The sequence below is a fragment of the Halorubrum sp. AD140 genome (assembly GCF_034497445.1).
GTDB lineage: Archaea > Halobacteriota > Halobacteria > Halobacteriales > Haloferacaceae > Halorubrum.
In genome coordinates this window covers 18,442-42,611 of record NZ_JAXRUU010000009.1, presented here as the reverse complement: position 1 = coordinate 42,611, position 24,170 = coordinate 18,442, and the positions used below count along the sequence as shown (strand labels likewise).

The window sequence follows — 24,170 nt, the reverse complement described above, 5'->3', positions numbered from 1 at the left end:
CTTATGGACGCATACTCATCCTCGCCCTCCGTTTTGGCCGCCAGCATCACAACCATCTCCAACTTGATATCGATCACGGTCTGCGGTTCTGAGAGGCTCGCGCGAACTAAACGACGAGACTAAGAGAGTGCGTTTCGTGTGCTTCTCCGCTCCATCACACGGAGAGTAGATTTCGTGTGCTTTCATTCGGTATTTTCAGCGATCTCTGCACGGACCTCTAACACAATTTCCGGATCGAGATCCAACGCGTATTCGTAATACTGACCGCCACTCAGCCCATTGTTCTGCTCGTGGGGTCGAAGGAACCCCAGCATGTGGCGGTCTGAGAGGTGGTCCTGAATACTCTTCAGTGTCGACAGCGGCGAGGCGGCGTGCGACTCCGCCACCTGCTCGTACGTACGTTGAATCTCTTTCGACCGCGCCGGGACCTCCCCGTCAACCTGTAGGTTTGCGATCTCTTCCAGGATGTACTGGGCGTGTTCGGTCTGGTCCCGGATCGTGTTCGCCACTCGACCACGTTGGACGCGTTCCCGTGCGGTGTCGATGTGTTCGTCGGTGACTGGCGTCTCGCCGTTCTGCTCGGCCAGCTCCGCGCTGAGACAGCGGACGATTCGTCTGTCTCGGCCGCGAACTGTGGCCTCCGCGGTGGTGAGTGTTCCGTGTCACTTCGGATTCGGCGCGTTGGTTGCAGGAAACGGACGGAATCGACCTCGATCCCGACATCGTCCTCGCGATTAGAGACGAGATCGAAACGGAACGCACCGGGTGACACACGACCGGAAAGACAGACGAAACGTACTCTCTCACTGTCGGCTAGCCCCAGCGATCGCGAAGCGAATTTCGTAAGGGACTCGCTTGAGAGTACACTACTCTAGCACCTCCGAAGACAAACGAAACCAGGTCTCCCCCGACCCTCCTTCACGACGCCCGCACCAACGGCTCGTCCCACTCCCGATTCGCCTCGTACCACTCGATGAACTCGCCGACCCCTTCCGTGATCGTTCGTAAGAGATCGTCCCCGGTCGTCTCTCAGGTGAGTCCTCACGGCGAGCCGTTCGGCGACGTCTTCCGCGTCGCTATCAATTTATGTATGCGTACCCATACGTAACGTATGAGCAAGAACATCTCCATCAGCGACGACGTGTACCGTCGACTGAAACGCGAGAAGGGAGACCGGAGTTTCAGCGAGGTGATCGCGGAAAAACTCGACGGCGGCGGTGAGATCTCGGACGTCACCGGCCAGGGGGTCTTCGACGCCGAAACGCCTGATAAGGTCGCCGACGAGATTGAGCGGTTGAGCGAGGGAACGATGGATCGAGTCACCGATGAAGATCTGTGACACGTCCGTCCTCGTCGATATCGACCGTGGCGGGGTCGACGAAAAGGTAGCGGCCCTCGACGAAGCGGGCCGACACGCGATCAGCATCGTGACGGTGACCGAACTCCGGCTCGGCGTGGACCTCCAGTACGAACGGGGGACGGACCGACATCAACAGGCAATCGACGACCTCGATCGCCTCCTCTCGCGGTTCGACGTGCTCCCGATATCGCGACCGGTCGCGACGACGGCCGCGACGATCATCGCGACCCTGCGACGAGCCGGTCGGCGGCTCGATGACCTCCACGACGTGTATATCGCCGCGACTGCCCGAACACGGGATCTCCCGGTGTTGACCGCGAACGTCGATCACTTCGACCGGATCGACGACCTTCGCGTCGTCGATTGGGAGACGTTCTGACGGCATTTCGATTTCGGCCACCGGCGGAGTGAGTTGAGTGAGCGGCGTATCCGTGTCGAGACGGCCACTATCGACGTGGGAGGTGTTTTGTCCGTCGGCGTTCAACGACGTCTTGGTATGGGCCTGTACGACGACGTGCTGGTCGCAGCGGGCGTTAGGCTGCCGAAGTTTCCGGCTGACGCCAGTCCGTCCGATATCGGGTAGCAGACGAAAGAGATCGGTCGGCCAGCTATGGGTGCGTACAAGCTGACCGCAGACGGACGCCTTCTGCGACGCGAGCGAGAGTTCCGTGAGAAAACGGCCGAGGAAAAGCAGGCAGTGGCCGCCGATCACGGCTTCGAATCATGGGACGAGTACGTCTCTTTTTGTGAAGACGCGGACCCGGATAGCCGCATCCAACGTGGGATCGGACTCGGAGCGCCGAATCCCCAGACCGTCGACGAGGAGTTCTGGCTCGATCACAATATGCACGGCAGTTTCGAGTTCCATGGGCGGAGCGACGACATCGAAGACGGATTCCACTGGTCGTATGAAGCCCGGTTCACGCGTGGAGAACTCGACGCTATCGTCTTTCTCGGTGAGCGGGGTGACGGTTCCCCAGAGGAATACAGGCCCGAAGCGCCTGTCTGCGTCGAGTTCTAATAGCCGCTCCGGACGAAAGCGGATTCAGCGGGATGGGTCTGAAATCACTGGGATGGTGGCACGGAAGTCGTTCGGGCAGGTGTTGATTCAAGAATATTTCCGAAACAGTATCTCGGCTCCTGCTATGAAAAGGTGTAATGACACGGATGGCACGTCACAACATCTATTATGTTGGGGGAGAGAAAATGGGGTAAGATGGCCACAAACAACGATAAAATCCAGTTCCGGGGGGAGACTGAAAAGGAGGCGACACAAGTCGTCGATCAGATGCGCCTTGGGGGGATCAACGTTAGTGAACTTGCTCGACAGGGGCTTCAAGAGAAACTCAGAGAAGTCCTCTCGGACGAGGAGAAAATCACGCTCCACCAGCGATACAAGGCGGGAGAACTCTCTGAAGAAGTGGCAGAGATCCTTCTTGGTGATTCCTTGGACGAAATTGAGCGGGAGCGGGAGGCCTTTGGGGAGGCTGCGGAGCTTGATATGAGTGGCGTGTTCCAAGAGTGAAGATGGTGGACGATGCTGTTCGTCATCCAGTCATCGTTGATACGGACGCACTGATCGCTGTAGCGAACACGGGACTCTGGTCTCGGATTATGGACAATCTACAGCTAACGACGACTAACGTCTGTTATCACGAACTCCAACGCCACGTTCGGGAGCTGTCTGAGTACTCGCCTGAAGAGACGAGAGAGCGGTGGGTTCACGATGGGAGCAAGCGGGCGCTTGAGCCGTTCGACGACGAGGATACGTCGTTCACCACGGTTCCGTGTGTTCCTCGACCGCATGGAGAGGATGCTGGGGAGAAATCCGTACAAACTGAAATCGAACAGCATACGAAGCTGTATCGGTTCGCTATCTCGATGGACAAACACGGCCGTCGGGCGATTAATCGAGTGTTCGCTGACACAGAAGAGACGACTGGGAAAGCGGTTGCTCCCACGTTTCTGCTGTATCTGCTACTAGACGAGGGGAAGTGTACTGTAGCGGAATTCTGTCAAGCCTGTGGCGAGATGCTTCGCGGAGAAGGCTGGACAGGGTACCAAGCGATTGAGGCAGCATGGGCGGCGATCCCGGTCGATTGCTCGCAGTATCTTCAGAGCGATCTGCTTCCGTGAGTCGAAAACTGCCCGACAGACGTGTCCCGCCGCTTACGACGCCCGCACCAACGGCTCGTACCACTCTCGATTCTGCTCGTACCACTCGATGAACTCACTGACCCCCTCGGAGATCGTCCGCGAGGGCTCGTACCCGATCAACTCGCCCGCCTTCGCCACGGACGCGTGCGTGTGCTCCGCGTCGGCCTCCCGCGCTGACTCGTACTCGATCGCCAACTCTGGCGCGAGCTGATCCCGAACCACTTCAGCCAACTCCTGGATCGAGATGTTGTCTGAACTCCCGATGTTCACCACGTCCCCATCAACAGACCCATCCGTCAACAGTGTCCGGTTCGCGTCTACCACGTCGTCGACGTAGGTGAAGTCGCGCGTCTGCTGGCCGTCGCCGTAAATCACGGGCGGCTCCCCGTTCACGCACCGCGAGACGAAGTTCGAGATCGCCATGTTCGGGCGCATCCGCGGCCCGTACACCGTGAAGTAGCGCAACGCGACGGTCGGCAACCCGTGTAACTCCGTGTACACCCGCGCCATGTGCTCTTGGGCGAGCTTCGTCACCCCGTACGGACTCACCGGCTCGGTCGGATGGTCCTCCTCGTAGGGGAGTGACTCCGGCTTCCCGTACACCGACGACGAACTCGCGAGGATCACGCGCTCGACGGCCGCGTCTTTCGCCGCCTCCAACAGGTTCACCGTCCCGTCCACGTTGATGTCGACCACCTTTCGGGGGTTGTCCACGCTCTCGCGCACGCCCGCCTGCGCGGCCTGGTGGACGACGACGTCGACCCCGTCGAGAACTTCCCAGACCGTCTCCGGGTCGCGGACGTCCCCCTCGACGAACCGGTACTCGGCGTCTCCCTCGTCGGCCACCTCCCGGTGGACCTCAAGCGTATGGTGTTTGATCCCCTCGGCGTAGAACGGTTCGAGGTTGTCGAGGACGGTCACGTCGTGGCCGTCGTCGAGGAATGCCTCCGCGAGATGGCCGCCGATGAAGCCGGCGCCGCCGGTGACGAGGACGTGCATGTCAAGATGACCTCGCCGCTTCCGCATATGTCTCCTGATTCGTCGACAGACGAGAGTACGTCTGTGATACGGCTCAACGGAGGGACTCAGTAGGTCTTGATTACACTCTACGCTTCCAAGTCACTGACGTTGTCTAGCAGGACGGCGTCACCGAGGACGTTGGACGAAAGTCGATGCCCCCCACACCGTTTGGTTCGGTATCCTCTTACTGTCACATCGAACCAGAACCTGATCTGTGAAACTTCTGGGACTATGGGAGACGACCTGACTTTTCTCCGCCTTAATGAGAGCGGTCGTCGGAGCCAGATTCTCTTGGAGTCGAACGCTAACAGTATCTCGGGACAGACGACACGGAGCGTGCGGCTCCGGTGACACTTGGCACGCACAGTCTCGAAGAACAGTTACTCTCTAGGTCAGCGTCGGAGGTCACGGTATCCGGTCGGTGACGCGGTCGAGTTCGTCGACGGTTGCCCACTCGAGCACGCGGTCGGCCACCGCCGCCTCTAGCGCCGCTAGGTGGGATGCGGCCATTCCGTTATCATAACGCGCCCGCTCGTCGGCTGGGTCGTCGTATACGCGCTTGAGGAGCCACAGGGCATCACGGACGGTCGTCTGCTGTCTGTAAAGGTAGCCGAGCTCCCAGACGTGTCCCCCGTCGAAGTCTTCGATCACGCCAACGATCCACGTCGCCTGTACCGATAACACCTCGAACGCCGGGACCCACAGGTCGAGATCCGCGGCGTCAAATCCGAACTCTTCGAGCCTGAACGCGATGGCGTCTCGTCGGTCGTCCAGCCGAGAGCAGACCCGTTGCCGACGCTGTCCCTGCTCATCTGACCCACTGCCGACCACGAGATACCGACGGTCCGCTCGACGCACGTCGTCGAACCGCGTCCCGTGGAGCCCGTCTTTCAATCGCTGGTGTTGCTCGGGTGAGAGCGACAACGCCTCACCATCGGTCACGGCCGCGGGATCGACAGCCTCGAGGAACGGTCCGGTAGCTCGCTCGCCCGTGTTCTCGTCCCCGGCATCTTCAGGCTCCCTCTCGCCGGTATCGTCGTCTGCCATCTCGTTCGACCGTTCATACTGGAATCTGGTAGTAGTACCGATTAGTAGACTAGTTTAGCAACTAGTCTTACTGAGCGACCAAGTGTTTATGCGCTCTCAGTTCGTATCGTGGCGTATGAAACCTCAGTCTGTGGAGACCGACACGAGAAGCGGTGTCGGAGATGGCCCATCGGCCGCTGAGGAGAACGCAACGACGTCCGACGAGTTCGACACGTGGCTAGCGCTCCGGAAGGCGACTGACCGGACCCGGGCAAACCTGATCGCGGACATTGTCGGCCATCCGAAAGGCGCCCCAAGCGTGCGTGAGCTCGACTATATGAACCCGGATCTCGGAGAGGACGCGATTCGCCGTCACCTCAGTGTGTTACAAGACGTCGGCGTAATCGAGGAGACAGTGGTCAAACCGGGGAACCGTGTGCGAGGCTATCCGTACAAGTTCTATTTGCTCACTGACCACGCGCGGGCGCTGTTCGACCGGAACGATCTCTTCCCAGTCGACGCGTGGCGCAGACAGTACGCACGCGTTGAAAAGTCCGGCGAGATCACCGAACTTGAGGAGATGCCACGCCCTGATTGACGTCCCCCTCACCCTGAACGGCGAGGTCTTCTCCTTGCTCCTCTGGTAATAAATTAAGTTCCAGCCAGACGAGTATCTGTATTGCCCTCCTTCCGCGCCTGAAGACGCGGGTATGCGCTCGCATTATGTATCACTCCTGAAGCAACGCTTCCGCTTGGTCGAGATCTGCCGGGTGATTCACGTTCACCCGATCGCCGACTCGAGCGGTCGCAATTGTGTATCCAGCGTGCGCCAGTAGACTAACCGCCTCACTTAGTTGGTACTCGCCGTCTGCAGACGGTTGAACGAGCTTACATGCCTCAAAGGCGTCTTCGGGCAATACATAACACCCAGTCGTGACGAGCGTTGATGGTGGATCGGTGGGCTTCTCGATGATCCGTGCGACTGTTTCATTCGCAAGTTCGACAACGCCGGTCCGGCTCGCAGTGTTGCGTGACACGTCCTCGACAGCGATCACACCATCCACGCCATCATCTTCCAGTGCTGCGACAGCCGGCTGAAGCGAGTCGATGAAAACATTGTCCCCGTTGACGACGAGGAACGCGCCTGTCACGTGTGGCTCTGCTTGAAGCACTGCGTGAGCGAGACCAAGCCGCTCACGCTGGTGGACATACGTGATCGGCGTCTCACAAAATGAATCACCGAAGCGGTCGACAATTTGAGCGCCTTCGTAGCCGATGACAACAACGAGTTCCTCAGCTCCAGCCTCGATCGCTCGATCGAATACGTACGCGAGCAGCGGCCGTCCAGCAATCTCGACAAGCCCTTTGGGTTGATCGTCAGTAAGGGCGCCAAGACGCGACCCGCGGCCCGCAGCGGGGATGACTGCCTTCATACCCTCGCGTTGACCCGCCACCAAAGTGTACCCATCGACCGAAGTTCTCGAAACTAGTCTCTCAACTATTCGACTGGTAATTCGAGATCCGCTATTCGTCGCGCTTGATAGAACCGCGCGTACCGACAGAGGCCGCGCCACACCGCGACCGCAACAACCGCACCGACGGCGTTCACGAGCATATCCTTGATTGCAAAGGTTCGCTCTGCAAGCCCCGACTGGAGCAGCTCGATGCTGACGCCGTACCCAACCGTGATAAGCCCGACTGCAACAAGAATCTGCCACTCGGGACGGTTCGAATGCTGAAACGCATACGCCAGTGACATCGCTAGCCCCCCATACGCGAACAGATGAAGCCAATCCGAATACGCAATCACCCCAAATGGACCCGTGCGAACCGTGCCGCTTCCCGGCGCTGGCACAACTGAATAGTAGAAAATGACGGCCGCAACGGCGATGACTCCTCCAAACCGAAGCCATCGCGGAAGAAGTGGAAGACGAACTGCCACGAGTTGTGCCTCAGCTAAGACAATACGCTCTCAAAAAATGATCGGTGAGAGCTGTGGTTTCCCCCTAACAACAGAGATAGGCAATTAGTTACAAAACAGTGACCTCGCTATTGTTATGGATCCAATTTGCGAACGGTATCGTTTTACTCCCCCGCTGACACGCACACGCTAATGGGATATTCGAGGGATCAACGATGGAACTGATCGACGATGAGGGTAACCTCTTGGGGGCAGTCAATGTCGTTGATGCGTTAGTCGTCCTGCTGGTGGTTGCGGTCGGTGTCGCCGGGGCTGCATTCGTCTTCATGGATGAGCCGGAACCGGAGCCAGAACCCGAGACCGACACCACGTATGCGACCCTCGATCTTGGCACCCAACCTGACTACGTCGTCGATGCGATCAATGAGGGTGACACCTATGCGCCCGATGATAACTCGGCGCTCACAATTACGGATGTTCACTTGACTCCACGTGGAGACGAGATCGGTGTCACACTCCGTGTGGCACTCGAAGGCGAAGCCAATGATGAGTCGATCACGTACGCGGACGCGCCCCCACGACTCGGTCGGACACTCGGCATCGAGACATCACAGTATGAGGTAGACGGCCAGATTCGCGAGGTTGGAGACGATGATGCACTCGCTGGCGACACCGAACAGGTGATCGTCCGTGACACGCTTGATGCTGAAACCGCCACCGACGTCACAGCAGGCGACGAAATTCGGCTTGCCGATCGCACGATCGCAACGATCGAAGATGTCGCCACCTACGCGACGAACAACTCCGGCCAAACGCGCGTGCTCATCGAAACGAACCTCTCGACCCATGAGGAGGGTGGGCAAGCTCGCTTTGGTGGCGTGCCACTCCAACGCGGGCAGTCGCTCACACTGCCGACTGATGAGTACACGATTGACGGCGAGATCGAACGGGTGAACGGCGACCTGCAGCTGGGGGAGACATCGACACGAGAGGTCACCCTCCGGATGACCGAGGTCCGTGAAGACACTGCAGACGCAATCCGTCCGGGGATGACAGAAGGCCCGACCGACGATCCCGTTGCAGAGATCACTGACGTCGAGACCGAGCCATCACTCATCATTGCGACCGGCGAAGATGGAAGCGTCAACGTTGTTGATCACCCAGTCGACCGGGACGTGACGATCACAGCTGAGGTCCAGGTTCGGGAGACGCCGACTGGCGTTCAGTTCAAGGGTGAGCCACTCCGTGGTGGTACCACCATTACGCTCGATCTGGGAACACGCGTCATTGAGGCAGAGGTGGTGGGCGTTACCTAATGATTCACGGGAACCCGAAACGCGGTGAACAGCAATCCATCCAGGCCGTGTCACCCAAGAGGTGGCCCCAGTGACGACTCACACACCTGACGAGTCTGACGCCACGCACACGTCGTCGGATGAAGCCGACGTACCAGCCACGCTGTCTGGGTCGCGGGTCGTCGTGACGCTTCAAAACGTCAGCACTCGCGTGGGGTCGTGGGTGCGCAACTCGGCGCTGTATCAGTGGCTGACCGCTGAACCCGACCCGGAGGTGATCGTCATCGACTTGCGAGAGACGTGGACGGTTGGGCCGTTCTTGCGCGTGCTTGACTGGATGATTGATCACGGTATGCGGGCGGCAGAGAGCTCTCGTCTTGTCAACGTCGCGCAGCGTGGCGTCACCAAGACACGTGCGGCACCATTGCGAGTGGCCGGATTCGTGACCGCACTACTTGCTCTTACCATCGCTGGCAGCGGGCTTCTTGGCGGCGGGTCGATGACACGGGTCGTAGTAGGAATTGGCCTCGCCGTTGTGGGAGTGATCGCAATGCAAGACGATCGGGGGTGGGCGACACTTCGAGAGACGCGGCCCGTCACACTCACGATTGCCGCGTTGGAGCCACCGACTCCGCCAAACACTCCAGGTTGTAACGACATGGCTGGTGAGTCTCAGACGAATCCGAACGCACACAGCGAGGATCATCGACCTACTGCATCGAACGAGTCCGAGTCATCGGTGGCGGCTGCATCCGACGATGGAGACCAACCAGATCCAAACTAACACGTCTACAGTCGGACCACATGGCTGCCACTAAGGAGGTACTCTTTTTGAGGAGATCTGCGGGTAGGCTTCGATCAGCGAAGGGCTACCATCGATAGCCACTCATGCCTACAACTTTATTTCATTCGGGCGAAAAGACCTGTCTCAACGAGCCCTCCAATGAAACTCGCACTCATCGGCGTCGGCCAAGCAGGCGGCAAAATCGTCGACAAATTCATCGAGTACGACAAAGCGCACAGTGCACACATCGTCCGCGGCGCGGTCGCCGTCAACACGGCAACGGCCGATCTACGCGGTCTCACCCACATCTCCGAAGAGAATCGCATCCTTGTCGGCCAAGCAGAAGTGAAAGGCCACGGCGTCGGTGCAGACAACGAACTCGGCGCGGAGGTCATCGAACGCGATCTAGGAGAGATACAGGGAACGCTTGATAGCGTTCCTTCACACGAGATCGACGCTTTTCTCGTGGTTGCTGGGCTCGGCGGTGGCACCGGCTCTGGGGGTGCGCCCGTCATTGCAAAATACCTCAAGCGGATCTACACTGAGCCCGTCTACGGGCTTGGGATTTTGCCCGGGACTGATGAGGGAGGCATCTACACACTGAACGCGGCTCGCTCGTTACAGACGTTTGTACGCGAAGTCGACAACCTGCTGGTGTTCGACAACGACGCGTGGCGACAAACGTCGGAATCTGTCACCGAAGGATTCGATGCCATCAACGAGCACATTGTCCAACGATTCGGGCTGTTGTTTAGCGCCGGTGAAATCCAGGCTGACAATGATATCGCCGAGAGTGTCGTCGACTCTTCAGAGATCATTAACACGCTTGCCGGTGGGGGGATTTCGACGCTCGGCTATGCCGAATCTGCAGTCGAGGAGCCCGCACGGGAGGGCCTCCTCTCTCGGCTTTCGAGTGGTGGGGAAGGGAGAAATGACTTTGACAGCACTGACACCACGAACCGAATTACGAGTCTCGTCAGAAAGGCGACGCTCGGCCGTCTCACGCTTCCCTGTGAGGTGGAGGGTACCGAACGCGCACTGCTTGTGGTCGCTGGCGCCGGGCCACTGCTCAATCGGAAAGGGATTGAACGCAGTCGCAAGTGGCTCGAAGAGCAAACCGGGTCGATGGAGGTTCGAGGTGGGGACTTCCCACGACGTGGCAGTGGCGTCGTCGCCACCGTCGTCTTGCTTGCCGGCGTCACGAATGTGCCCCGGGTCAAGGAACTCCAGCAGGTCGCGATTGAAGCCCAACACAATCTGGATACGATCGAAGACGAAAGTGAGGGAAAGACCCGGGAGTTGCTCGGTGAGGATAACGACCTTGACTCACTCTTCTAGCCTGCCACAAGCACTCTCTGTCCACTGACGATAGCCAGATGGGTGGCTCGCTCCTGACACCCATCCGTGAATCTGTATCTATTAAGTAGTCAGCCCAACCGACTCAGTGTAGTGACCGTTTCGGATCTGTTGATTGCGATCCTCGCCGGCATTGTCCAAGGGATTGTTGAGTGGCTGCCCGTCTCCAGTCAGGGGAACCTCTCGCTCGTGTTGACGCTCGTCGGGACCGAACCCGACGTGGCACTGCAGCTCGCACTCTTCTTGCAAGTGGGTACCACGCTATCGGCAGCGACGTACTACCGAGACGAGATCAGCACCGCACTGACTGCAATGCCGGGCTGGCGACCGGATGCGGCCTATGACGGAGAGAACGCGATTGTGTCGTACATCGTGATTGCCTCGCTGATGACTGGTCTCGTTGGCATTCCGCTCTACATTTTTGTCGTTGATCTGGCCGGCCAACTCACCGGCGGCCTCTTCATCGCCATAATTGGGCTCCTCCTCATTGCAACTGGTGTCCTCCAACGCGTCTCCGAATCCGTCTCGATGGGCGGACACACAGATCCTACATTTGCTGACTCGATCCTTGTCGGTGCTGTTCAAGGCCTTGCGATTTTGCCCGGTATCTCGCGATCCGGGATGACAACAAGTGCGTTCTTGTTCCGTAGCTACGAGCCGCCAGCTGCGTTTCGACTCTCGTTTCTGCTATCGATTCCAGCCAGTCTCGGTGCCGCAGTACTCACACTGTTGAGCGCGGGTGGCCTTCCCGGGATCAGCCCCGTAGCGGCGACCGTCGCACTCGCCGTCAGCGCCATCGTTGGGTACTTCACTATCGATGCGCTCATGCGCGTCGTCGAGCGGGTCCCCTTCTGGGCCGTCTGTTTTGGTCTCGGTGGGCTCGCAATTGTCGGCGGCGGAATCGTATCACTTGTCGTGTGAGCGGAAGCGGTGTGACCGATTTCTTGCTGATTTTCTCAAAGTCTAATTCACCAAGCTGTCGATTCCCCTTGTTGAACTCAGATAGCACCTGCAGCGCTGAAAACCGCCTCAATACCTTCAGTTGTCGACGATCGCCTCTTCGGCGTCCGTGTCGTCGGACGTCTCGACTGCACCCGTTTCTTCCTCCAGCCGTTCAGTGGCACGATCACGATCCTCGGGATATCCCACGTCGATCCGCCATCCGTCGAGGCGGATCGCGTCGATCGTGCGGCCGGACTGGATGAGGAGATCGATCGCATCGGGGAGCTCGTACTCGCCGCGATCGGACGGCTGGACGAGGTGACACGCGTGGAAGATGGCGGGCGTAAACGTGTAGAATCCTGTCATCACGAGGTTGCTCGGCGGGTCGTCGGGTTTCTCGACGACTTCGGTGATCTCACCGTACTCGTTGGTGTCGAGGACGCCATATCTGGATGCCTCCTCGTAGGGAACCTCCTCGACGAGGAACGCGGCGTCGGCGCGCTCCTCTTGCTGTCGATTAGTGACGTCCCCGAGATTTCCGCGGAAGATGTTGTCGCCGAGCATCAGCATGAAGTCGCCGTCGACGTGGGGCTCGGCCTGGAGGATGGCGTGGGCGAGTCCGAGCTGCTCGCGCTGGTGGGTGTAGGTGATCGGAACGCCCTCGTACTCGTCGCCGAAGCGATCGATGATCTGTTCGGCCTTGTAGCCGACGACGACGACGAGTTCGGTGGCGCCGGCGTCGAGGAGATTATCGAAGACGTCCTCGATAAGGGGTTTGTCGTTCACCTCGACAAGCACTTTCGGCTTGTCGTCGGTGAGGGGTCGGAGACGCGTGCCCTTCCCGGCGGCGAGTACGACTGCTTGCATATGCCCGATTTATCAAACGGGACCGTATATACTTTGTGAGCGACAGTTGGTAGTGTTCAGCTACGCTGGATTCATGCGAAGCCAACCGCCTAAAGCCAATTTTCGACGGTAGTTGCTCTGGCGTTACTGAAGCAGTTTGAGAACTGGCTTGTGTGTCGTTTTACTTCGCAGAAGATACATTCAACAGTATTCCGAATCCCATGCGTGACTTGTTGGAATCACAGCCCGTGACAATGATAGGCCGCGTGGAGACAAAGAGCACCGTCGACGAGAAAAACGGCATTGTCTATCTGAGATTTCTCGTATAGTTCGGAGAGAAACATCGAAGAGATAGCGGGATTTTCCGCCGAATACAGCCCTACGTGGAGCAAGCGATTCGTTTGGGAATCACAGTATCATATAGCCAGTATCGCTCGTTGATGATCTGGATCACGGTCTCATCAACAGAGATGTGACCACGGGTCAACACCCGCACGTGGATGTAGATCGGTCTTTTGAACCCATTATGAACGGTGAATCGACACCGATTGACACCCAAGCTATCACGAATTGAGACAGTATTCGAAAGTAATAGTCAACCTAAGTGGAGTCGGATAGCGAGATTCATCGTCGACGCAGATGGCGCCTCTCGCTCCACAAAAGCTAATTTAAACAATCTCTACCTCCGTTGAGACGGGAGATTTCTGGCATGAGCCAGTAGAAGATTGCTCCGCTTCATTCTTCATCCGTATCTGAACACCGTCTCACGAGAGAAACGGAATCGTCACCGGACTGTTCGCTACCACTGTCGTTCGGAACTCCCGCGAAATAGAGAGGAGAGACAGGAAGTAGACGCCCGCACCGAGGATTACTAACAAGACGACAAACACGGTATTGTGGTCGGTAAGCGGGGTAAATTCAAGCACATATTTTATCCCGTAGACGACAATGCTCATCAGAACTGCAGCAACCAATTGCCGCCCGATCTGGCCGAGCGGGATAGCGTAGTCAACGATCTGGCCGAGCATCCACGAGGAGAGAAGCACGCCGACCACCGCGGAAACTACGGTGGCGATGGCGGCACCAACCCATCCGATCCAGAGGACTAACATCACATTCAACGCGACGTTTGTTGCAATAAAAATACCGTTGACTCGAAACGAGAGATCTGGCCTGTCCAGAGCGTTCATTGCGTTCATGAGTAGTTTCTGATAGCCGTAGACAAGTGTCGCGAGGATTAACAGCGGCAGCACAACCGCTCCTCGGACGAATTCTTCGTCATACACCAGCAGGAGTTGGTCACCGAGGATAATACCGCCAAACAAGCCCGGAATGGCGATAAGGCCGCCATATGCGATGGACTTGGTGACTAGGTCTGTCACAAGCGTGTTTCGGCCTTCAGCGTCAGCGAAACTCAGTTCGGGAAATAACGTCGAGTAGATAGAATCACTAAAAAGCGACAAGAACTTGGCGATGCTCCAAGCGACGGAGTAGATACCGACGAGGGAGGAAGGAACCAAGGCCCCAAGGACGAGAATATCGACGTCGTTAAACGTTCTCGACTCTAGGCTGCCGAGCCACGAGAACTTGGCATAATTGTACAACTCTCGAAAGTGGCGTTTCCGCGGTCTGGTAAATCGAACCGAAATGAATACAAATCCGACGAGCGCCGCCAGCATCGTCCCGATTGCGTAGCCACCGATCATTCCAACGAGTCCAAATCCACCAAAAACCAGCACAATCTGAATCAGACTCCGTCCGCCGATACGGAGTGTTGTCAATATACCGGAGATGTGAACCAGATGTTCTCCACTTAACGTTGAATCGACGATCCCCTTCGATATGCTGACGAATAACAGACAGATGACAAATACGGCTGCTTGTACGCCCACGTACGAATTTACGAGATCGCGAAAGACGAGGACAAAAATCGAGAGGACGATGCCCAGACCGGTGACGATGATCGTGCCCGCTGTGAAATATGCTGATTTTTCAACTCCTTCGCTGAGCCGTTTGGTAATCGCCTGGGAGAAACCAATATTGGCGGCAAGACCGAGCCAGGAGACGAGCGCAAGGATAACTGCGTAGTATCCCAATACGCTAGCACCGAGTTCTCGGGCAAAATACACTGTTCCTAGAAAGCCGAGAGCGTTCGCTACTAATTTTGAAACGAAGACAATGAACGATGTCTGGCCAATTCGCATCGTTTCGGTTACCCGCTGAGATGCATTCAAAGCCGAATCATAATAAGGCCGCGCAATCTGATACCAATATCAAATACTCCCAATGTGATTATCTCCAGCGGTGTTTAGATAAGGATTGAGAGGTGAAGCAGAGCATTTTCAAAGTGATTTGTGCCGGAAAACCACCGCCTCAGCGGCTGTTTAGACAAGATCAACGTAGACTTTGTGGAGCGTGAAGCGACACCGAAGCTATTGATGAAGCTTAGTATTCAGCTTCATTTGGCTAGATTATCACATCAGACGATTTGCTACATAGAACGCTTGAACTGACAAGTAAGAACGTGATCACAAATCAGTTTTTCGCAGAGCTTCGCGACAAACAGGATGTCGATGACGCGATCGTTCTCGTTGATGGCGCGGTTCCACTTCACCGTGCCTGTCGGAAACACGACCTCAATCTCAGATACGAACGACCCTCCTCCTTGTGCCGTCTTTCAACCCAGCAAGAAGAAATCGTACCGGTCTCACTACGATGCGAGTGTAATTCACCGTTCCTCGGCCGTCGGGACGATCTCACTTTTCGTCATCTAACCCGGTTATGCAGCGATGTTCGAGCAACTCACCCACGGTGACCGAAATGTCGTCACCGACAATGGCTTGACGGAGCGTCGCGTAGTCCAACCCCGCGCTGTTCGCGAGCATATAGTACGTCGGCTTTACTTTTTTCCCAAAAATCTCGAGGACGGAACATTCATCTGCAAATATTATGTTGCTAAGACCCGCACCGTGTGGTCCAACTACACATTCTGCGTTCGCGAACAGTTCGATCTGGCGTTCGAAGGACAACTCAGTGAGCAGGTACGATTCGAAACCGTACGGTTCGAGGGCGTCCATCACCTCCTCCTCATTGACGACGCGTCGTTCGTGTGCGTCTTCGCGTGATATGTAGATGCGCTCCGTGCTCTCGGTACCGTCGACGCCTTCTAGCGCCCGTTCGCGAACCCACTCGCAGGCTGGTGGCGAGATGGCTTTGTAGGAGAGGTCGTATTGTAGTCGATGGTCGTACAGCGAGAGCGGATGTTCGAGGCAGGGGTGTTGTGGAACGATCAGTTGGTCTGCGTAGACGCGATCGCCGGACCACGTACTCCACTGGTCGTCGTCGAAACCGAAGATTGGCATCGATTCGACGACGTATGATGGCGGGTCCTGCGGGAGCAACAGGTGAGGGTCGGTGCCAGTTTCCTCGGCGTAGTGGTGGACTCCCTGAAGTCGTGGGAGTTCTTTCGTCAACCACTTGGAGAACGAACTCGTATGTAACATCGGACATAGGGTGCTGTATCGTTGTCCTTCAATGGTTCTGGACTGCGCTGACCGTACCTTCCTGATGAGTCGCGGATCATCGATTACGTGCTTATCGACGAGGTCACGACGAGCTAGAACGGACTCCAAGATGAGACCCGACTCGACGACCGCAAAACCGGCCTCTTCTATGATAGTCGCTTCGTCGAACTCGTGGACGACTGGTTGCGGGAACTCGAACCGATCCGGTAACCGGTCGTACTCAAACAACGCTTCGTTTGAGTCGTAGCTATCGGGAAGGACGAGTTCCATTGCCTGTGAATATGGAAATGCGGCTATCGATGCGGGAACGTCGTCTCGCGTGACAATCGGAACTGCCGCCGGAACGACGAATTTTGCGGCTAGCGGCCGGATCGAAAGCATCTGTTTGCACCCTTCGCGCAGCAACGCCTGCAGGCCGTCTTCGCGGACCTTACTGGCTGCGCGTGCGCTCATTTCTCGACCACTCATGACGCGAAAGATAAATTAGGTGCGAGTATGAAGGTGGCGCTTTTGGAATCAGGGCTAATCGAAATCAACGTTGATGAACGCAGGCAGTCGCTGATAACCCATAGGTACGATCGAGGGACATATTCACATATAATTTGTATCAAGATTCATCATCTGATTCAGATTTGGCGAGCATTCTGTTATTTACAGAATTTCGAAAGTACGCCCGCAATTGAAATCCGATGTGAGCCGTGCAGATGCCGACGATGAGAACTAACAGGATTCGTCCAAAGTGATCGACGAGCGCAAGTGCCGTCGCGGGATCCTCTGGGACTCCGAATAGCGCGATTGTGCCGAAGATATCCGCCTCGTACGATCCCAGGTCCGCCAGCGTCAGGAGAAGCGACTGCGCGATGAACGCCCTTATCGCCGTGACGGTCATGGCTACCGAATGGATCGATATCCCGACTACCCGCACACTGGAGAAAATGGTGCTGGCCTCGAATATCACACCGGCACAGTGACAAGTAACGCGAGCGCAAGGCTGAACAGATTATGTGCCGTCTGGCGTGATCCGTCGGAGAACACCGCGAGGCCGCTCGACAATCGATCGAAGTACGATCCGATCCACGACAACAGCGAATCCGGAGCCGTGTAAACGACGAATAGTACCACAACGAGTGCGATCGCGATACCGAGGACGCCGGCGACGAGGTAGACGGCTTCCCGCTGCAAAGGACCGCCGTCGTCATCAGGAAAAGCGCCGATGCCAAGACGAACAGGTCGAGGGCCCGTTTCATCACGACTGTTCCAGCGCCGATACTGAACGGGACGTCCTCGATCGTCTTGAGCGCGGCGTCCGATATCCTCGACTCTAGCGGGCAGGATGAAGATCAGAAACCAGTCAAACAGGAGACACCTGACGGTTCCACCGCGACTGGATACGTACCCTGTCGTCCGGAGGACGCACCAGCGCCACGTCCGGAACGCGAACGACGTCGCGTATGAGACGATGGCGAGGCCGATCCACAGCGGTGACGCTTGCGAGATGATCGCTATCACTTCCTTGGATGCACGAGCTAAAGCTCCGAACGACGAATCGACTATCGGCTGAAATTCTGGCCGTGTGAGTGGGCCGCCGAGTCGACTGACTGAATAACCAGCACACTTATTATCACGATGTGGCACAAACCATAGATAGAGAACAAATAGAATTCAGTATAGATGACAACAGGAATTCCAGAACCAGTACGCCGCATTTCGAAACACCTATTCCGTGTAGTACCTGCGAGCAGACCGATCGCCCATAGAATTTATAATCGGTATCACCGCCTGTACATTGCGTGGCTTCATTGGCGAACTGGTGAATTCGACGACTCAATCGCTCTTTCCAAGACGGACCTATTGTGGGTAAATCCCCACGACATTACACACGTGAACGATCCAGGATTTCGGCAGATGCACGACACTGTTTCGCCTGTGTTGGGAGGGGGATGGGACAAGAATCTACCAAAGTTCGAGGACATATTTCCGTACGATGCCTTTGAGGATCATTTCGATCGTGGGGTTCCTTGGGACGAGACATCGATGCCTGCGTTCGTCGAACGTCTCCTCAATGTGGGGAAGACATGGGGAGGTTGCAGCACAGTCGAAGAGATCGACGAGCGTTACCGTGAACTTGACCGTCTCTATGAGCAGATAAAAAATAATGGATATAGGACGCAACGTGACCTTATGCAAACAGACGACGATACAGCACTCTCACCACTAGGTGAGTCGTGGGATGAGCCAGAGGCCTACGAAATAGTCGTCGATATTGGAAGAGATGGCGAGTTAATTTTTGAAGACGGACGTCATAGGCTTGCTATCGCGAAGTTACTTGACTTAGACAAGATACCTGTCTCGGTGTTGGTTCGACATGAAGACTGGCAGCGTGTCCGATCGATGGTGGCCCACCGCCCGGAATCGTATGAGGAAATTTCCCATCCAGATCTCCAATTGACTCGTGAGCAATCACAAGCTGAACACTGACGGTAGGTCCTCTCAAACCCCGAATCAGCGACGCCTCGCTTCTAACTGGACGACCCCATCCGCTTCACGTTCTACGGTCCGATCGGTTACTTCATACTCCTTCGCATTCAACGCCGTCCTCACGTCTTGTTCGCTGCTCCCGAGGAATCCGTGCGTCTCTACGAGCAGGAGTCTGGGGGTGATGTCCATCTCGCGGAGTATTTGAACTTCTGCTCCCTCGCAATCCATCTGGAGGATGTCGCATTCGGGGAGATCTCTGGGTGGGACAACAGTAGCAGACGAGTTCCCATAGCTCGCTTCGCTATGCTCCGAAAAGTCTGCAACGACGGCGTGGACGGTTTCGACGTTATGACCTGCTTCGTTCATGTCGATTGTCTCGACCATACGGCGAATCATCTCGTCACTGCCCTCGTACGATACAACCATCCCTTCGCGGCCCACCTCGCGCGATCCAATAACTGTCGTCACGCCGTATCCCCCACCGACAATTACAATAGTGTCACCAATAGCGGCGTTTTCACGCAGACTTTCAGCGACTGCGCCTTCTTCATCTGGAAGGTGATCATTCATATCAGTCATCTTAGTAAACCCGCGTACAGCGACACCGTTCCGAACGCAAATCTTTCGCGATTCCGGGACAAAACTCCGTATGTATCCGTCATAGAGGCGTTTTATTGATTGCATTCCTCTCATGCTGAAATATGCTATATCGTGCTCACTTAGCTGTTGTCGTCTGCAACTCGTCTCTGCCAACACAGCCACAGTTTGATTTCATGCCCGATATCCCAAGGCCCTCAAACGTTCGTTTATTGCGTCTCCTTCCAGGTTATCGGCACCTATAGATTCTTCAGTAGTGATGGTCTTCCGATCCTCGGAATCTATCTCTAGCCACGGAACGTGGCGGAGTTCGGGGACGTAGTAGTTCACGGCGTGAGAATAGTCCTTTATCCCAAAGATACGATCTCCAAGTAATTCACCGTGGTCGGCTGTGACCACTGTTTTTCCATCTGCCGATTCAATGAACTTCTCGGCAAGTGCAAGCACGATATCAAGATTCTCTCGGTACGCCACTTTAAGTTCAGCGTCGGTTAAATAGCCAAATCTTGCGGCCTTGAGTAGGCTGCTGTCTATCGGGGGATTCTGGGACCGATACCGATTCCATATTTCTTGTGCATTTGGTCCGATGTATGGCGTATGTGGCGTCATAAAGTGGACGATAAGTCGCTTATTTGGATATGCCGAGTGAGCATCCAGGCCAGCCTCAAACACTTCTTCAGGGTCGTAGCTGATGTCAGTGATTAGCTTATAAAAGGTGTCTTCTTCTAATAGTTTGATGTATTTCGCATTGGGACAGACGCACACTGTATCGTGGAATTGCTTTCCGGCGAAGGTTTTCTTGAGGAACTCCGGCGTGGCGGATGCATTTGACGTGGCGCGAGATAGATCGCCGTCAATAGTGTTTTGTTCGGCGAATGAATCGTACCTGCACGCGTCTAGAATCACGAGGTTATCCCAGTCCTCAGCCATCACGTCGAATCCTGTGCCGAAATCTGATCGATAGAAGAGCTTGGTCCCGAATCTGAGGGGTTCGCGCGTCAGCACCTTTTTGGTGTGGAGGGGGAGGCGTTTCATTTCTTTTATAAATAGCTCTGGTGATTCGAGAGCCTCCTTGAACTTCTCTACGTTCCACCGTTTCGGAAGCATACCGTGCTGTTTGAACTACTCTACGATAAATCACACTCTCTCTTGACCGAGGTACCCCAAAATAGCTTCATATCGGCGGTGGCTACCTTGTTGCCAAATTTTGAATCTGACTAGTTCACCGCGATGTACATGCACAAACTAACCTCGCCAAGTTGGGATATCAACTCCTTCTCGTTTCGATAATCATTGGCCATGTTTAGCTACCAATTTTGTCAGGCTCGAAATGTTTCCAATCAACCTCCTCAAGTGACTCTCAGATTGAGCGAAAACACATCCTTTATGATATGTTCGCGGAATGTAGCCTTCAATCACTCAGTTTGGGTGAGTTGATTGATAACCGAAACGGCATCTTTTGGTGGCTCATTTTGAACGGTTTAACACGCTTGGGTAATTATATTTCTATTATATCCTATGGAGACGTGTGCTAATTATCCCAAAACTATGGATTAATTGGTGATTTCGCACAAAAAGGAAATAGAACGGAGTGCTATCGAGCCGTTTGAAAAGGGTGATCGTTCCTATCGAATAATTCGACAGAGATAAGATACGTTCAGTTGAACATCCCGGAACGAACCGTATACGACGAGATTACTGATGGGCCAAAAGATAACAGTCTGCTTCGTATCAGACACCCTCCATTCGTATTTCGGATCCGGCGGTGTGTCCGGTACCGGCGGTGCCGAACGCCAACAGTACATCCTCGCGACGAATCTAGCTGATCGAGGAAAGAAAGTCTCGGTAGCAACCCTTGCGTACGATCGTCCGAAGCGTATTACGAAAAACGATATCGACGTCTGGCGAATCATTCCTGATGTTCGGGGATTACTGCGTGCACCATACAAAGCGCTCCGGACAATTTTTGGCCTCTCCCAAATCAATGCAGATGTCTACTACGTTCGAGGGAACGACTTTTTGTGCATGGTAACAGCGGCCTATGCGACGGTATCAGAATCTATGTTCGTCTACGCGGTGGCCAACGATACGAACGTCGATCCCGAGACACTAGCGAATAAGGGTATATTCCGACGACCATTCGTCGCGGCGATGAGCTCGGCGGACCTAGTCATCGCCCAGAACCAGCATCAGGCGTCTCTCCTTAAATCAGAGCATGGAATCGACCCGACGCTCATTCCGAACGGATACGACCTGCCAAGCGAATCGATGCTCGTGGACCACGACCAGCGACGACACGTGCTCTGGGTCGGTTCGATGGACCCGGACCAAAAGAAGCCGCTACGATTTCTTGAACTCGCCCGCCGCTTGCCGAACACCCAGTTCCGTATGATTGGTCCGCCCGACAACGATCGACCGAAATATTATGAGACGGTCGAAGCGGAAGCCAATTCGATTGACAACGTTGAGTTCTTGGGATACGTGGACCCAGACGAAATCCATGACCACTACCGTGATGCGATCGCACTCGTAAATACCTCCGATTACGAGGGTTTCCCGAACGTGTATCTTGAAGCCTGGCGATACGCGACGCCAGTTGTGTCGCTCTATCACGATCTGGATGGTATCTTGACAGAAGAAAACGTCGGCGTTCAAGCGGGATCGATGGATGCTCTTGTGGACTCGGTTCGATCGATCGCGACTGACGAATCGCTGTGTGAAACGCTCGGCAACAGTGGCCGGGCGTATATGGCGAACCATTTCTCGCTGGAGCAATTAGTAGATAGATACGAACGTGCACTTGAGTCGGTATTCACCGATTCAACTTGATTATAGCTGAAGAGCGCTAATCGAGTGACTTGTATATATTCAGAATTTTGTCACCGATTCGATCCCAACTCACCTCCCTGACGACATCGCGCCCGTTTGATCGTTGTCTGGCGCGAACGACACCTGCTAACGACGTACCGAGTTCTATCTCAGTGGTACCAACATCACTCGGGGAAACCCCTTCTAACCTCTCTCGAACATCCCCAACATCAGTAGAAACCACGGGCACGTTACACGCCATCGCCTCCTTCACCGTGTTCGGCGACCCCTCGTGGCGCGACGTTAGTAACACACAGTCCGCCGCGTTTACGTAGTACGGAACCTCGTCGTGGTCGATACCAGAAATCGTCTGCAGGGTTATCTCCTCGCCCATTGTTTCCGATGTACGCTCGACGACCCGCTCGGCCAGCGGGTAGTTCTTGCGCTCGTAGTCCGGCGAGTACGGGAACAGCACGTGCGTTCCCTCGACGTCCCATCCGACCCGCTCGCGCGCGTCCGTCTGATCGATCGGCCGGAACTTATCCATATCAACCCCGCTGGGGACGATGTGTACGTCCGCCCGTCCCAGTAACTCGCGCATCTCCTCGCTGCGGACCGTTACAGCGTCGGCGCGCCACGCGCAGGCTTTAGTCACGAGGCCATCAAAGCCGACGACATCGGATCCCCACAACGTCATCACGACGGGCAGCCGGAACTGGGTCACGGCGTACGGCGCGGTCAGTCCGTAGTTCGCGTGGATCAGGTCATAGTCCCCGCGACGCAATTCGCGACGAACGCGCGGAAGGAACTTGAGATACTCGCCCGGCCCCCGACGCGCGCCCATATCACCGTCAACCTGTTCCTGTCCGGGGACGACAAGCACGGTGCAGTCGACGCCTTTCGACTGCAGGACGTCGATCTGCTGGGTGAAAAACACCTCTTCTGCAGTCACCAGATGTAACACCCGAAGGTCGGTGGCGTCTACCATACGTTTCGTCCCGTCATTCAAGCGGGAACGATTATACGTATTATCATCTGGTACTGACAGTATCCGGATAAAACGCTCGTGGATCCGGTACCATAGACAAGCGAAAGCTCGTCGCTCTTTGCTCGCGAGGACATCGTCTCGCTTGGGGACGTCAGCCCTTTCAGTCCCATCCGTGTCGGCCGCCCGGCAAGCCACAGCGGCTGGAACCGATTGGACCAGCGAGTTTCGTGGTGTCCGCACCGGTAGCCGGGTACTCGCCTTTTGGCTCCGTTAATCCTCGAAGAGTTGCCTGTTCGGTCAATAGCGCGATTAGATGCAGCCTCCAGAAGTCACGAATACTCGGGTTTGGGAACGGACAGGTTCATTCTGCCGGCGAACTGCGGCTAATCAGTCTTTGAAATTCTCGAAATAGCGATACGTACTCCACCACCATATCGCCTCAATTACAACCTTTACCGATCACTCTAATCGATAAATAGGGGTGTACGCGGTAGGACGGTATCTACAGGCTGGGTGGATAACAGCGGTATCCGCCGACCGATTTGATCGCACGACTGTAGTGCGATCTCGTACGATTCCAATCGTACAGGAGCGCACCCTCTATTATGTACCGCTTGGATGGGAAACGATACGAGTGCCTCGTCGAAAATCTCAGTTGCCACTTGCTGCGATTGTCGATGGGCGGCTAGCTTCGTTCACCGCGTATATTCACTCGTGATGTTTTGGATGAGGTTCCCGCAGATGTCCTCGAAGACGGCCGTGGCGATACCCCCGGCACTCATCGGCTCCTAGGTGAACTCGACGGGACAGTCGATAACTTCGAGGCTGCGGACGCCTTTCTAGCAGGCGTCTACGGGTCCGGCGAAGATATCTCGGACTACGCTGGCGAGACATCCCAATTCAAACGGTTGACCGCCCGCACGATAGACGGCGACTACGAGCTACTCGTCGGGACCAATGATTCCTCAGCGGGAGTTATTTTGTCAACCAGCGGGCTGAACGACTATTCTTCCCGCGGCGACACGTTCGAGTTCCGTATATAGAGCTCGACTCAACTGGACCGGACAG

24 protein-coding genes and 3 pseudogenes are annotated in these 24,170 nt (G+C 55.8%); 13 read left to right on the top strand and 14 right to left on the bottom strand.

What is annotated here, in order from left to right; all coding sequences use genetic code 11:
- Positions 1 to 182: 182 nt before the first annotated feature.
- Positions 183 to 593: pseudogene (locus U4E84_RS04005) on the bottom strand (cell division control protein Cdc6); the annotation flags it as partial.
- A 518-nt stretch (positions 594 to 1,111) separates the two neighbouring features.
- On the opposite strand from U4E84_RS04005, the gene U4E84_RS04000 reads away from it, so the two are divergent.
- From U4E84_RS04000 to U4E84_RS03980, 5 genes are all read left to right on the top strand, one after another.
- The gene (locus U4E84_RS04000; RefSeq protein ID WP_322530807.1) at positions 1,112 to 1,339 is read left to right on the top strand and encodes an antitoxin VapB family protein; all 228 of its coding nucleotides are present in this window, start codon (positions 1,112 to 1,114) and stop codon (positions 1,337 to 1,339) included.
- Positions 1,326 to 1,739, top strand: coding sequence for a type II toxin-antitoxin system VapC family toxin (locus tag U4E84_RS03995; RefSeq protein ID WP_322530806.1), 414 nt, complete (start codon positions 1,326 to 1,328; stop codon positions 1,737 to 1,739). The genes U4E84_RS04000 and U4E84_RS03995 overlap by 14 nt, the downstream gene beginning before the upstream one ends.
- A gap of 231 nt (positions 1,740 to 1,970) precedes the next feature.
- Positions 1,971 to 2,381 (top strand): hypothetical protein, encoded by a 411-nt coding sequence (locus U4E84_RS03990; protein ID WP_322530805.1) that lies wholly within the window; start codon positions 1,971 to 1,973, stop codon positions 2,379 to 2,381.
- Between the two features lie 195 nt (positions 2,382 to 2,576).
- Positions 2,577 to 2,885, top strand: coding sequence for a hypothetical protein (locus U4E84_RS03985; protein WP_322530804.1), 309 nt, complete (start codon positions 2,577 to 2,579; stop codon positions 2,883 to 2,885).
- Positions 2,886 to 2,887: 2 nt separating this feature from the next.
- A complete protein-coding gene (locus tag U4E84_RS03980) occupies positions 2,888 to 3,496 on the top strand; it encodes a hypothetical protein (RefSeq protein ID WP_322530803.1) in 609 nt (202 codons plus the stop codon).
- 33 nt (positions 3,497 to 3,529) lie between these two features.
- Here U4E84_RS03980 and U4E84_RS03975 read toward each other — a convergent pair whose 3' ends face one another.
- On the bottom strand, positions 3,530 to 4,516 hold the full coding sequence (locus U4E84_RS03975; protein ID WP_322530802.1) for an SDR family oxidoreductase: 987 nt from the start codon (positions 4,514 to 4,516) through the stop codon (positions 3,530 to 3,532).
- A gap of 426 nt (positions 4,517 to 4,942) precedes the next feature.
- On the bottom strand, positions 4,943 to 5,584 hold the full coding sequence (locus U4E84_RS03970; protein ID WP_322530801.1) for an aminopeptidase: 642 nt from the start codon (positions 5,582 to 5,584) through the stop codon (positions 4,943 to 4,945).
- Between the two features lie 115 nt (positions 5,585 to 5,699).
- Here U4E84_RS03970 and U4E84_RS03965 point away from each other — a divergent pair, with 115 nt between their 5' ends.
- Complete coding sequence (locus U4E84_RS03965) at positions 5,700 to 6,161, top strand: ArsR family transcriptional regulator (RefSeq protein WP_322530800.1); 462 nt, start codon at positions 5,700 to 5,702, stop codon at positions 6,159 to 6,161.
- Positions 6,162 to 6,291: 130 nt separating this feature from the next.
- Here the strand turns inward: U4E84_RS03965 and U4E84_RS03960 are convergent, their stop codons facing one another.
- Both U4E84_RS03960 and U4E84_RS03955 read right to left on the bottom strand, forming a co-directional pair.
- Complete coding sequence (locus tag U4E84_RS03960) at positions 6,292 to 6,996, bottom strand: nucleotidyltransferase family protein (protein ID WP_322530799.1); 705 nt, start codon at positions 6,994 to 6,996, stop codon at positions 6,292 to 6,294.
- A gap of 65 nt (positions 6,997 to 7,061) precedes the next feature.
- Positions 7,062 to 7,373, bottom strand: coding sequence for a VanZ family protein (locus U4E84_RS03955; RefSeq protein WP_322530830.1), 312 nt, complete (start codon positions 7,371 to 7,373; stop codon positions 7,062 to 7,064).
- A 326-nt stretch (positions 7,374 to 7,699) separates the two neighbouring features.
- On the opposite strand from U4E84_RS03955, the gene U4E84_RS03950 reads away from it, so the two are divergent.
- The 3 genes from U4E84_RS03950 to U4E84_RS03940 all read left to right on the top strand — a co-directional run bounded on the left by U4E84_RS03950 (position 7,700) and on the right by U4E84_RS03940 (position 11,840).
- Positions 7,700 to 8,800, top strand: a complete 1,101-nt coding sequence (locus U4E84_RS03950; RefSeq protein ID WP_322530798.1) for a DUF4330 domain-containing protein — start codon at positions 7,700 to 7,702, stop codon at positions 8,798 to 8,800.
- A gap of 922 nt (positions 8,801 to 9,722) precedes the next feature.
- Positions 9,723 to 10,901 (top strand): tubulin/FtsZ family protein, encoded by a 1,179-nt coding sequence (locus U4E84_RS03945; protein ID WP_322530797.1) that lies wholly within the window; start codon positions 9,723 to 9,725, stop codon positions 10,899 to 10,901.
- 111 nt (positions 10,902 to 11,012) lie between these two features.
- Positions 11,013 to 11,840: an undecaprenyl-diphosphate phosphatase gene (locus tag U4E84_RS03940; protein ID WP_322530796.1), complete on the top strand. Its 828-nt coding sequence runs from the start codon at positions 11,013 to 11,015 to the stop codon at positions 11,838 to 11,840.
- A 117-nt stretch (positions 11,841 to 11,957) separates the two neighbouring features.
- Here U4E84_RS03940 and aglF read toward each other — a convergent pair whose 3' ends face one another.
- From aglF to U4E84_RS03925, 3 genes and pseudogenes are all read right to left on the bottom strand, one after another.
- Positions 11,958 to 12,728, bottom strand: coding sequence for a UTP--glucose-1-phosphate uridylyltransferase AglF (gene aglF / locus U4E84_RS03935; RefSeq protein ID WP_322530795.1), 771 nt, complete (start codon positions 12,726 to 12,728; stop codon positions 11,958 to 11,960).
- Positions 12,729 to 12,817: 89 nt separating this feature from the next.
- Positions 12,818 to 13,418, bottom strand: a pseudogene (locus U4E84_RS03930) (IS6 family transposase).
- Positions 13,419 to 13,471: 53 nt separating this feature from the next.
- Positions 13,472 to 14,911 carry a flippase gene (locus U4E84_RS03925; protein ID WP_322530794.1) on the bottom strand — a complete coding sequence of 480 codons (1,440 nt, stop codon included), beginning with the start codon at positions 14,909 to 14,911 and terminating at the stop codon, positions 13,472 to 13,474.
- 150 nt (positions 14,912 to 15,061) lie between these two features.
- Between U4E84_RS03925 and U4E84_RS03920 the strand changes: the two are divergent.
- Positions 15,062 to 15,384: pseudogene (locus tag U4E84_RS03920) on the top strand (IS6 family transposase); the annotation flags it as partial.
- A 79-nt stretch (positions 15,385 to 15,463) separates the two neighbouring features.
- Here U4E84_RS03920 and U4E84_RS03915 read toward each other — a convergent pair.
- From U4E84_RS03915 to U4E84_RS03905, 3 genes are all read right to left on the bottom strand, one after another.
- Positions 15,464 to 16,684 (bottom strand): glycosyltransferase family 61 protein, encoded by a 1,221-nt coding sequence (locus U4E84_RS03915; RefSeq protein ID WP_322530793.1) that lies wholly within the window; start codon positions 16,682 to 16,684, stop codon positions 15,464 to 15,466.
- 154 nt (positions 16,685 to 16,838) lie between these two features.
- Positions 16,839 to 17,189, bottom strand: coding sequence for a hypothetical protein (locus tag U4E84_RS03910; RefSeq protein ID WP_322530792.1), 351 nt, complete (start codon positions 17,187 to 17,189; stop codon positions 16,839 to 16,841).
- Complete coding sequence (locus tag U4E84_RS03905) at positions 17,186 to 17,740, bottom strand: hypothetical protein (RefSeq protein ID WP_322530791.1); 555 nt, start codon at positions 17,738 to 17,740, stop codon at positions 17,186 to 17,188. The genes U4E84_RS03910 and U4E84_RS03905 overlap by 4 nt, the downstream gene beginning before the upstream one ends.
- Positions 17,741 to 18,112: 372 nt before the next feature.
- Here U4E84_RS03905 and U4E84_RS03900 point away from each other — a divergent pair, with 372 nt between their 5' ends.
- Entirely contained in the window at positions 18,113 to 18,709 is a 597-nt protein-coding gene (locus tag U4E84_RS03900) for a hypothetical protein (protein ID WP_322530790.1), read from the top strand.
- Between the two features lie 24 nt (positions 18,710 to 18,733).
- Here the strand turns inward: U4E84_RS03900 and U4E84_RS03895 are convergent, their stop codons facing one another.
- Both U4E84_RS03895 and U4E84_RS03890 read right to left on the bottom strand, forming a co-directional pair.
- The gene (locus U4E84_RS03895; protein ID WP_322530789.1) at positions 18,734 to 19,402 is read right to left on the bottom strand and encodes an FkbM family methyltransferase; all 669 of its coding nucleotides are present in this window, start codon (positions 19,400 to 19,402) and stop codon (positions 18,734 to 18,736) included.
- A gap of 78 nt (positions 19,403 to 19,480) precedes the next feature.
- Positions 19,481 to 20,413, bottom strand: coding sequence for a hypothetical protein (locus U4E84_RS03890; protein ID WP_322530788.1), 933 nt, complete (start codon positions 20,411 to 20,413; stop codon positions 19,481 to 19,483).
- A 594-nt stretch (positions 20,414 to 21,007) separates the two neighbouring features.
- On the opposite strand from U4E84_RS03890, the gene U4E84_RS03885 reads away from it, so the two are divergent.
- Positions 21,008 to 22,135, top strand: a complete 1,128-nt coding sequence (locus U4E84_RS03885; protein WP_322530787.1) for a glycosyltransferase family 4 protein — start codon at positions 21,008 to 21,010, stop codon at positions 22,133 to 22,135.
- Between the two features lie 16 nt (positions 22,136 to 22,151).
- Here the strand turns inward: U4E84_RS03885 and U4E84_RS03880 are convergent, their stop codons facing one another.
- A complete protein-coding gene (locus U4E84_RS03880; RefSeq protein ID WP_322530786.1) occupies positions 22,152 to 23,102 on the bottom strand; it encodes a glycosyltransferase in 951 nt (316 codons plus the stop codon).
- Positions 23,103 to 23,824: 722 nt separating this feature from the next.
- On the opposite strand from U4E84_RS03880, the gene U4E84_RS03875 reads away from it, so the two are divergent.
- Positions 23,825 to 24,145, top strand: coding sequence for a hypothetical protein (locus U4E84_RS03875; protein ID WP_322530785.1), 321 nt, complete (start codon positions 23,825 to 23,827; stop codon positions 24,143 to 24,145).
- Positions 24,146 to 24,170: the final 25 nt, after the last annotated feature.

What these genes read in the sequence shown, in the direction of transcription:
- U4E84_RS04000 (WP_322530807.1), top strand. Translation starts at nt 1,112, where the DNA reads ATGAGCAAGAACATCTCCATCAGCGACGACGTGTACCGTCGACTGAAA.
- U4E84_RS03995 (WP_322530806.1), top strand. Translation starts at nt 1,326, where the DNA reads ATGAAGATCTGTGACACGTCCGTCCTCGTCGATATCGACCGTGGCGGG.
- U4E84_RS03990 (WP_322530805.1), top strand. Translation starts at nt 1,971, where the DNA reads ATGGGTGCGTACAAGCTGACCGCAGACGGACGCCTTCTGCGACGCGAG.
- U4E84_RS03985 (WP_322530804.1), top strand. Translation starts at nt 2,577, where the DNA reads ATGGCCACAAACAACGATAAAATCCAGTTCCGGGGGGAGACTGAAAAG.
- U4E84_RS03980 (WP_322530803.1), top strand. Translation starts at nt 2,888, where the DNA reads ATGGTGGACGATGCTGTTCGTCATCCAGTCATCGTTGATACGGACGCA.
- U4E84_RS03975 (WP_322530802.1), bottom strand. Translation starts at nt 4,516, where the DNA reads ATGCACGTCCTCGTCACCGGCGGCGCCGGCTTCATCGGCGGCCATCTC.
- U4E84_RS03970 (WP_322530801.1), bottom strand. Translation starts at nt 5,584, where the DNA reads ATGGCAGACGACGATACCGGCGAGAGGGAGCCTGAAGATGCCGGGGAC.
- U4E84_RS03965 (WP_322530800.1), top strand. Translation starts at nt 5,700, where the DNA reads ATGAAACCTCAGTCTGTGGAGACCGACACGAGAAGCGGTGTCGGAGAT.
- U4E84_RS03960 (WP_322530799.1), bottom strand. Translation starts at nt 6,996, where the DNA reads ATGAAGGCAGTCATCCCCGCTGCGGGCCGCGGGTCGCGTCTTGGCGCC.
- U4E84_RS03950 (WP_322530798.1), top strand. Translation starts at nt 7,700, where the DNA reads ATGGAACTGATCGACGATGAGGGTAACCTCTTGGGGGCAGTCAATGTC.
- U4E84_RS03945 (WP_322530797.1), top strand. Translation starts at nt 9,723, where the DNA reads ATGAAACTCGCACTCATCGGCGTCGGCCAAGCAGGCGGCAAAATCGTC.
- aglF (WP_322530795.1), bottom strand. Translation starts at nt 12,728, where the DNA reads ATGCAAGCAGTCGTACTCGCCGCCGGGAAGGGCACGCGTCTCCGACCC.
- U4E84_RS03925 (WP_322530794.1), bottom strand. Translation starts at nt 14,911, where the DNA reads ATGCGAATTGGCCAGACATCGTTCATTGTCTTCGTTTCAAAATTAGTA.
- U4E84_RS03915 (WP_322530793.1), bottom strand. Translation starts at nt 16,684, where the DNA reads ATGAGCGCACGCGCAGCCAGTAAGGTCCGCGAAGACGGCCTGCAGGCG.
- U4E84_RS03895 (WP_322530789.1), bottom strand. Translation starts at nt 19,402, where the DNA reads ATGAGAGGAATGCAATCAATAAAACGCCTCTATGACGGATACATACGG.
- U4E84_RS03890 (WP_322530788.1), bottom strand. Translation starts at nt 20,413, where the DNA reads ATGCTTCCGAAACGGTGGAACGTAGAGAAGTTCAAGGAGGCTCTCGAA.
- U4E84_RS03885 (WP_322530787.1), top strand. Translation starts at nt 21,008, where the DNA reads ATGGGCCAAAAGATAACAGTCTGCTTCGTATCAGACACCCTCCATTCG.
- U4E84_RS03880 (WP_322530786.1), bottom strand. Translation starts at nt 23,102, where the DNA reads ATGGTAGACGCCACCGACCTTCGGGTGTTACATCTGGTGACTGCAGAA.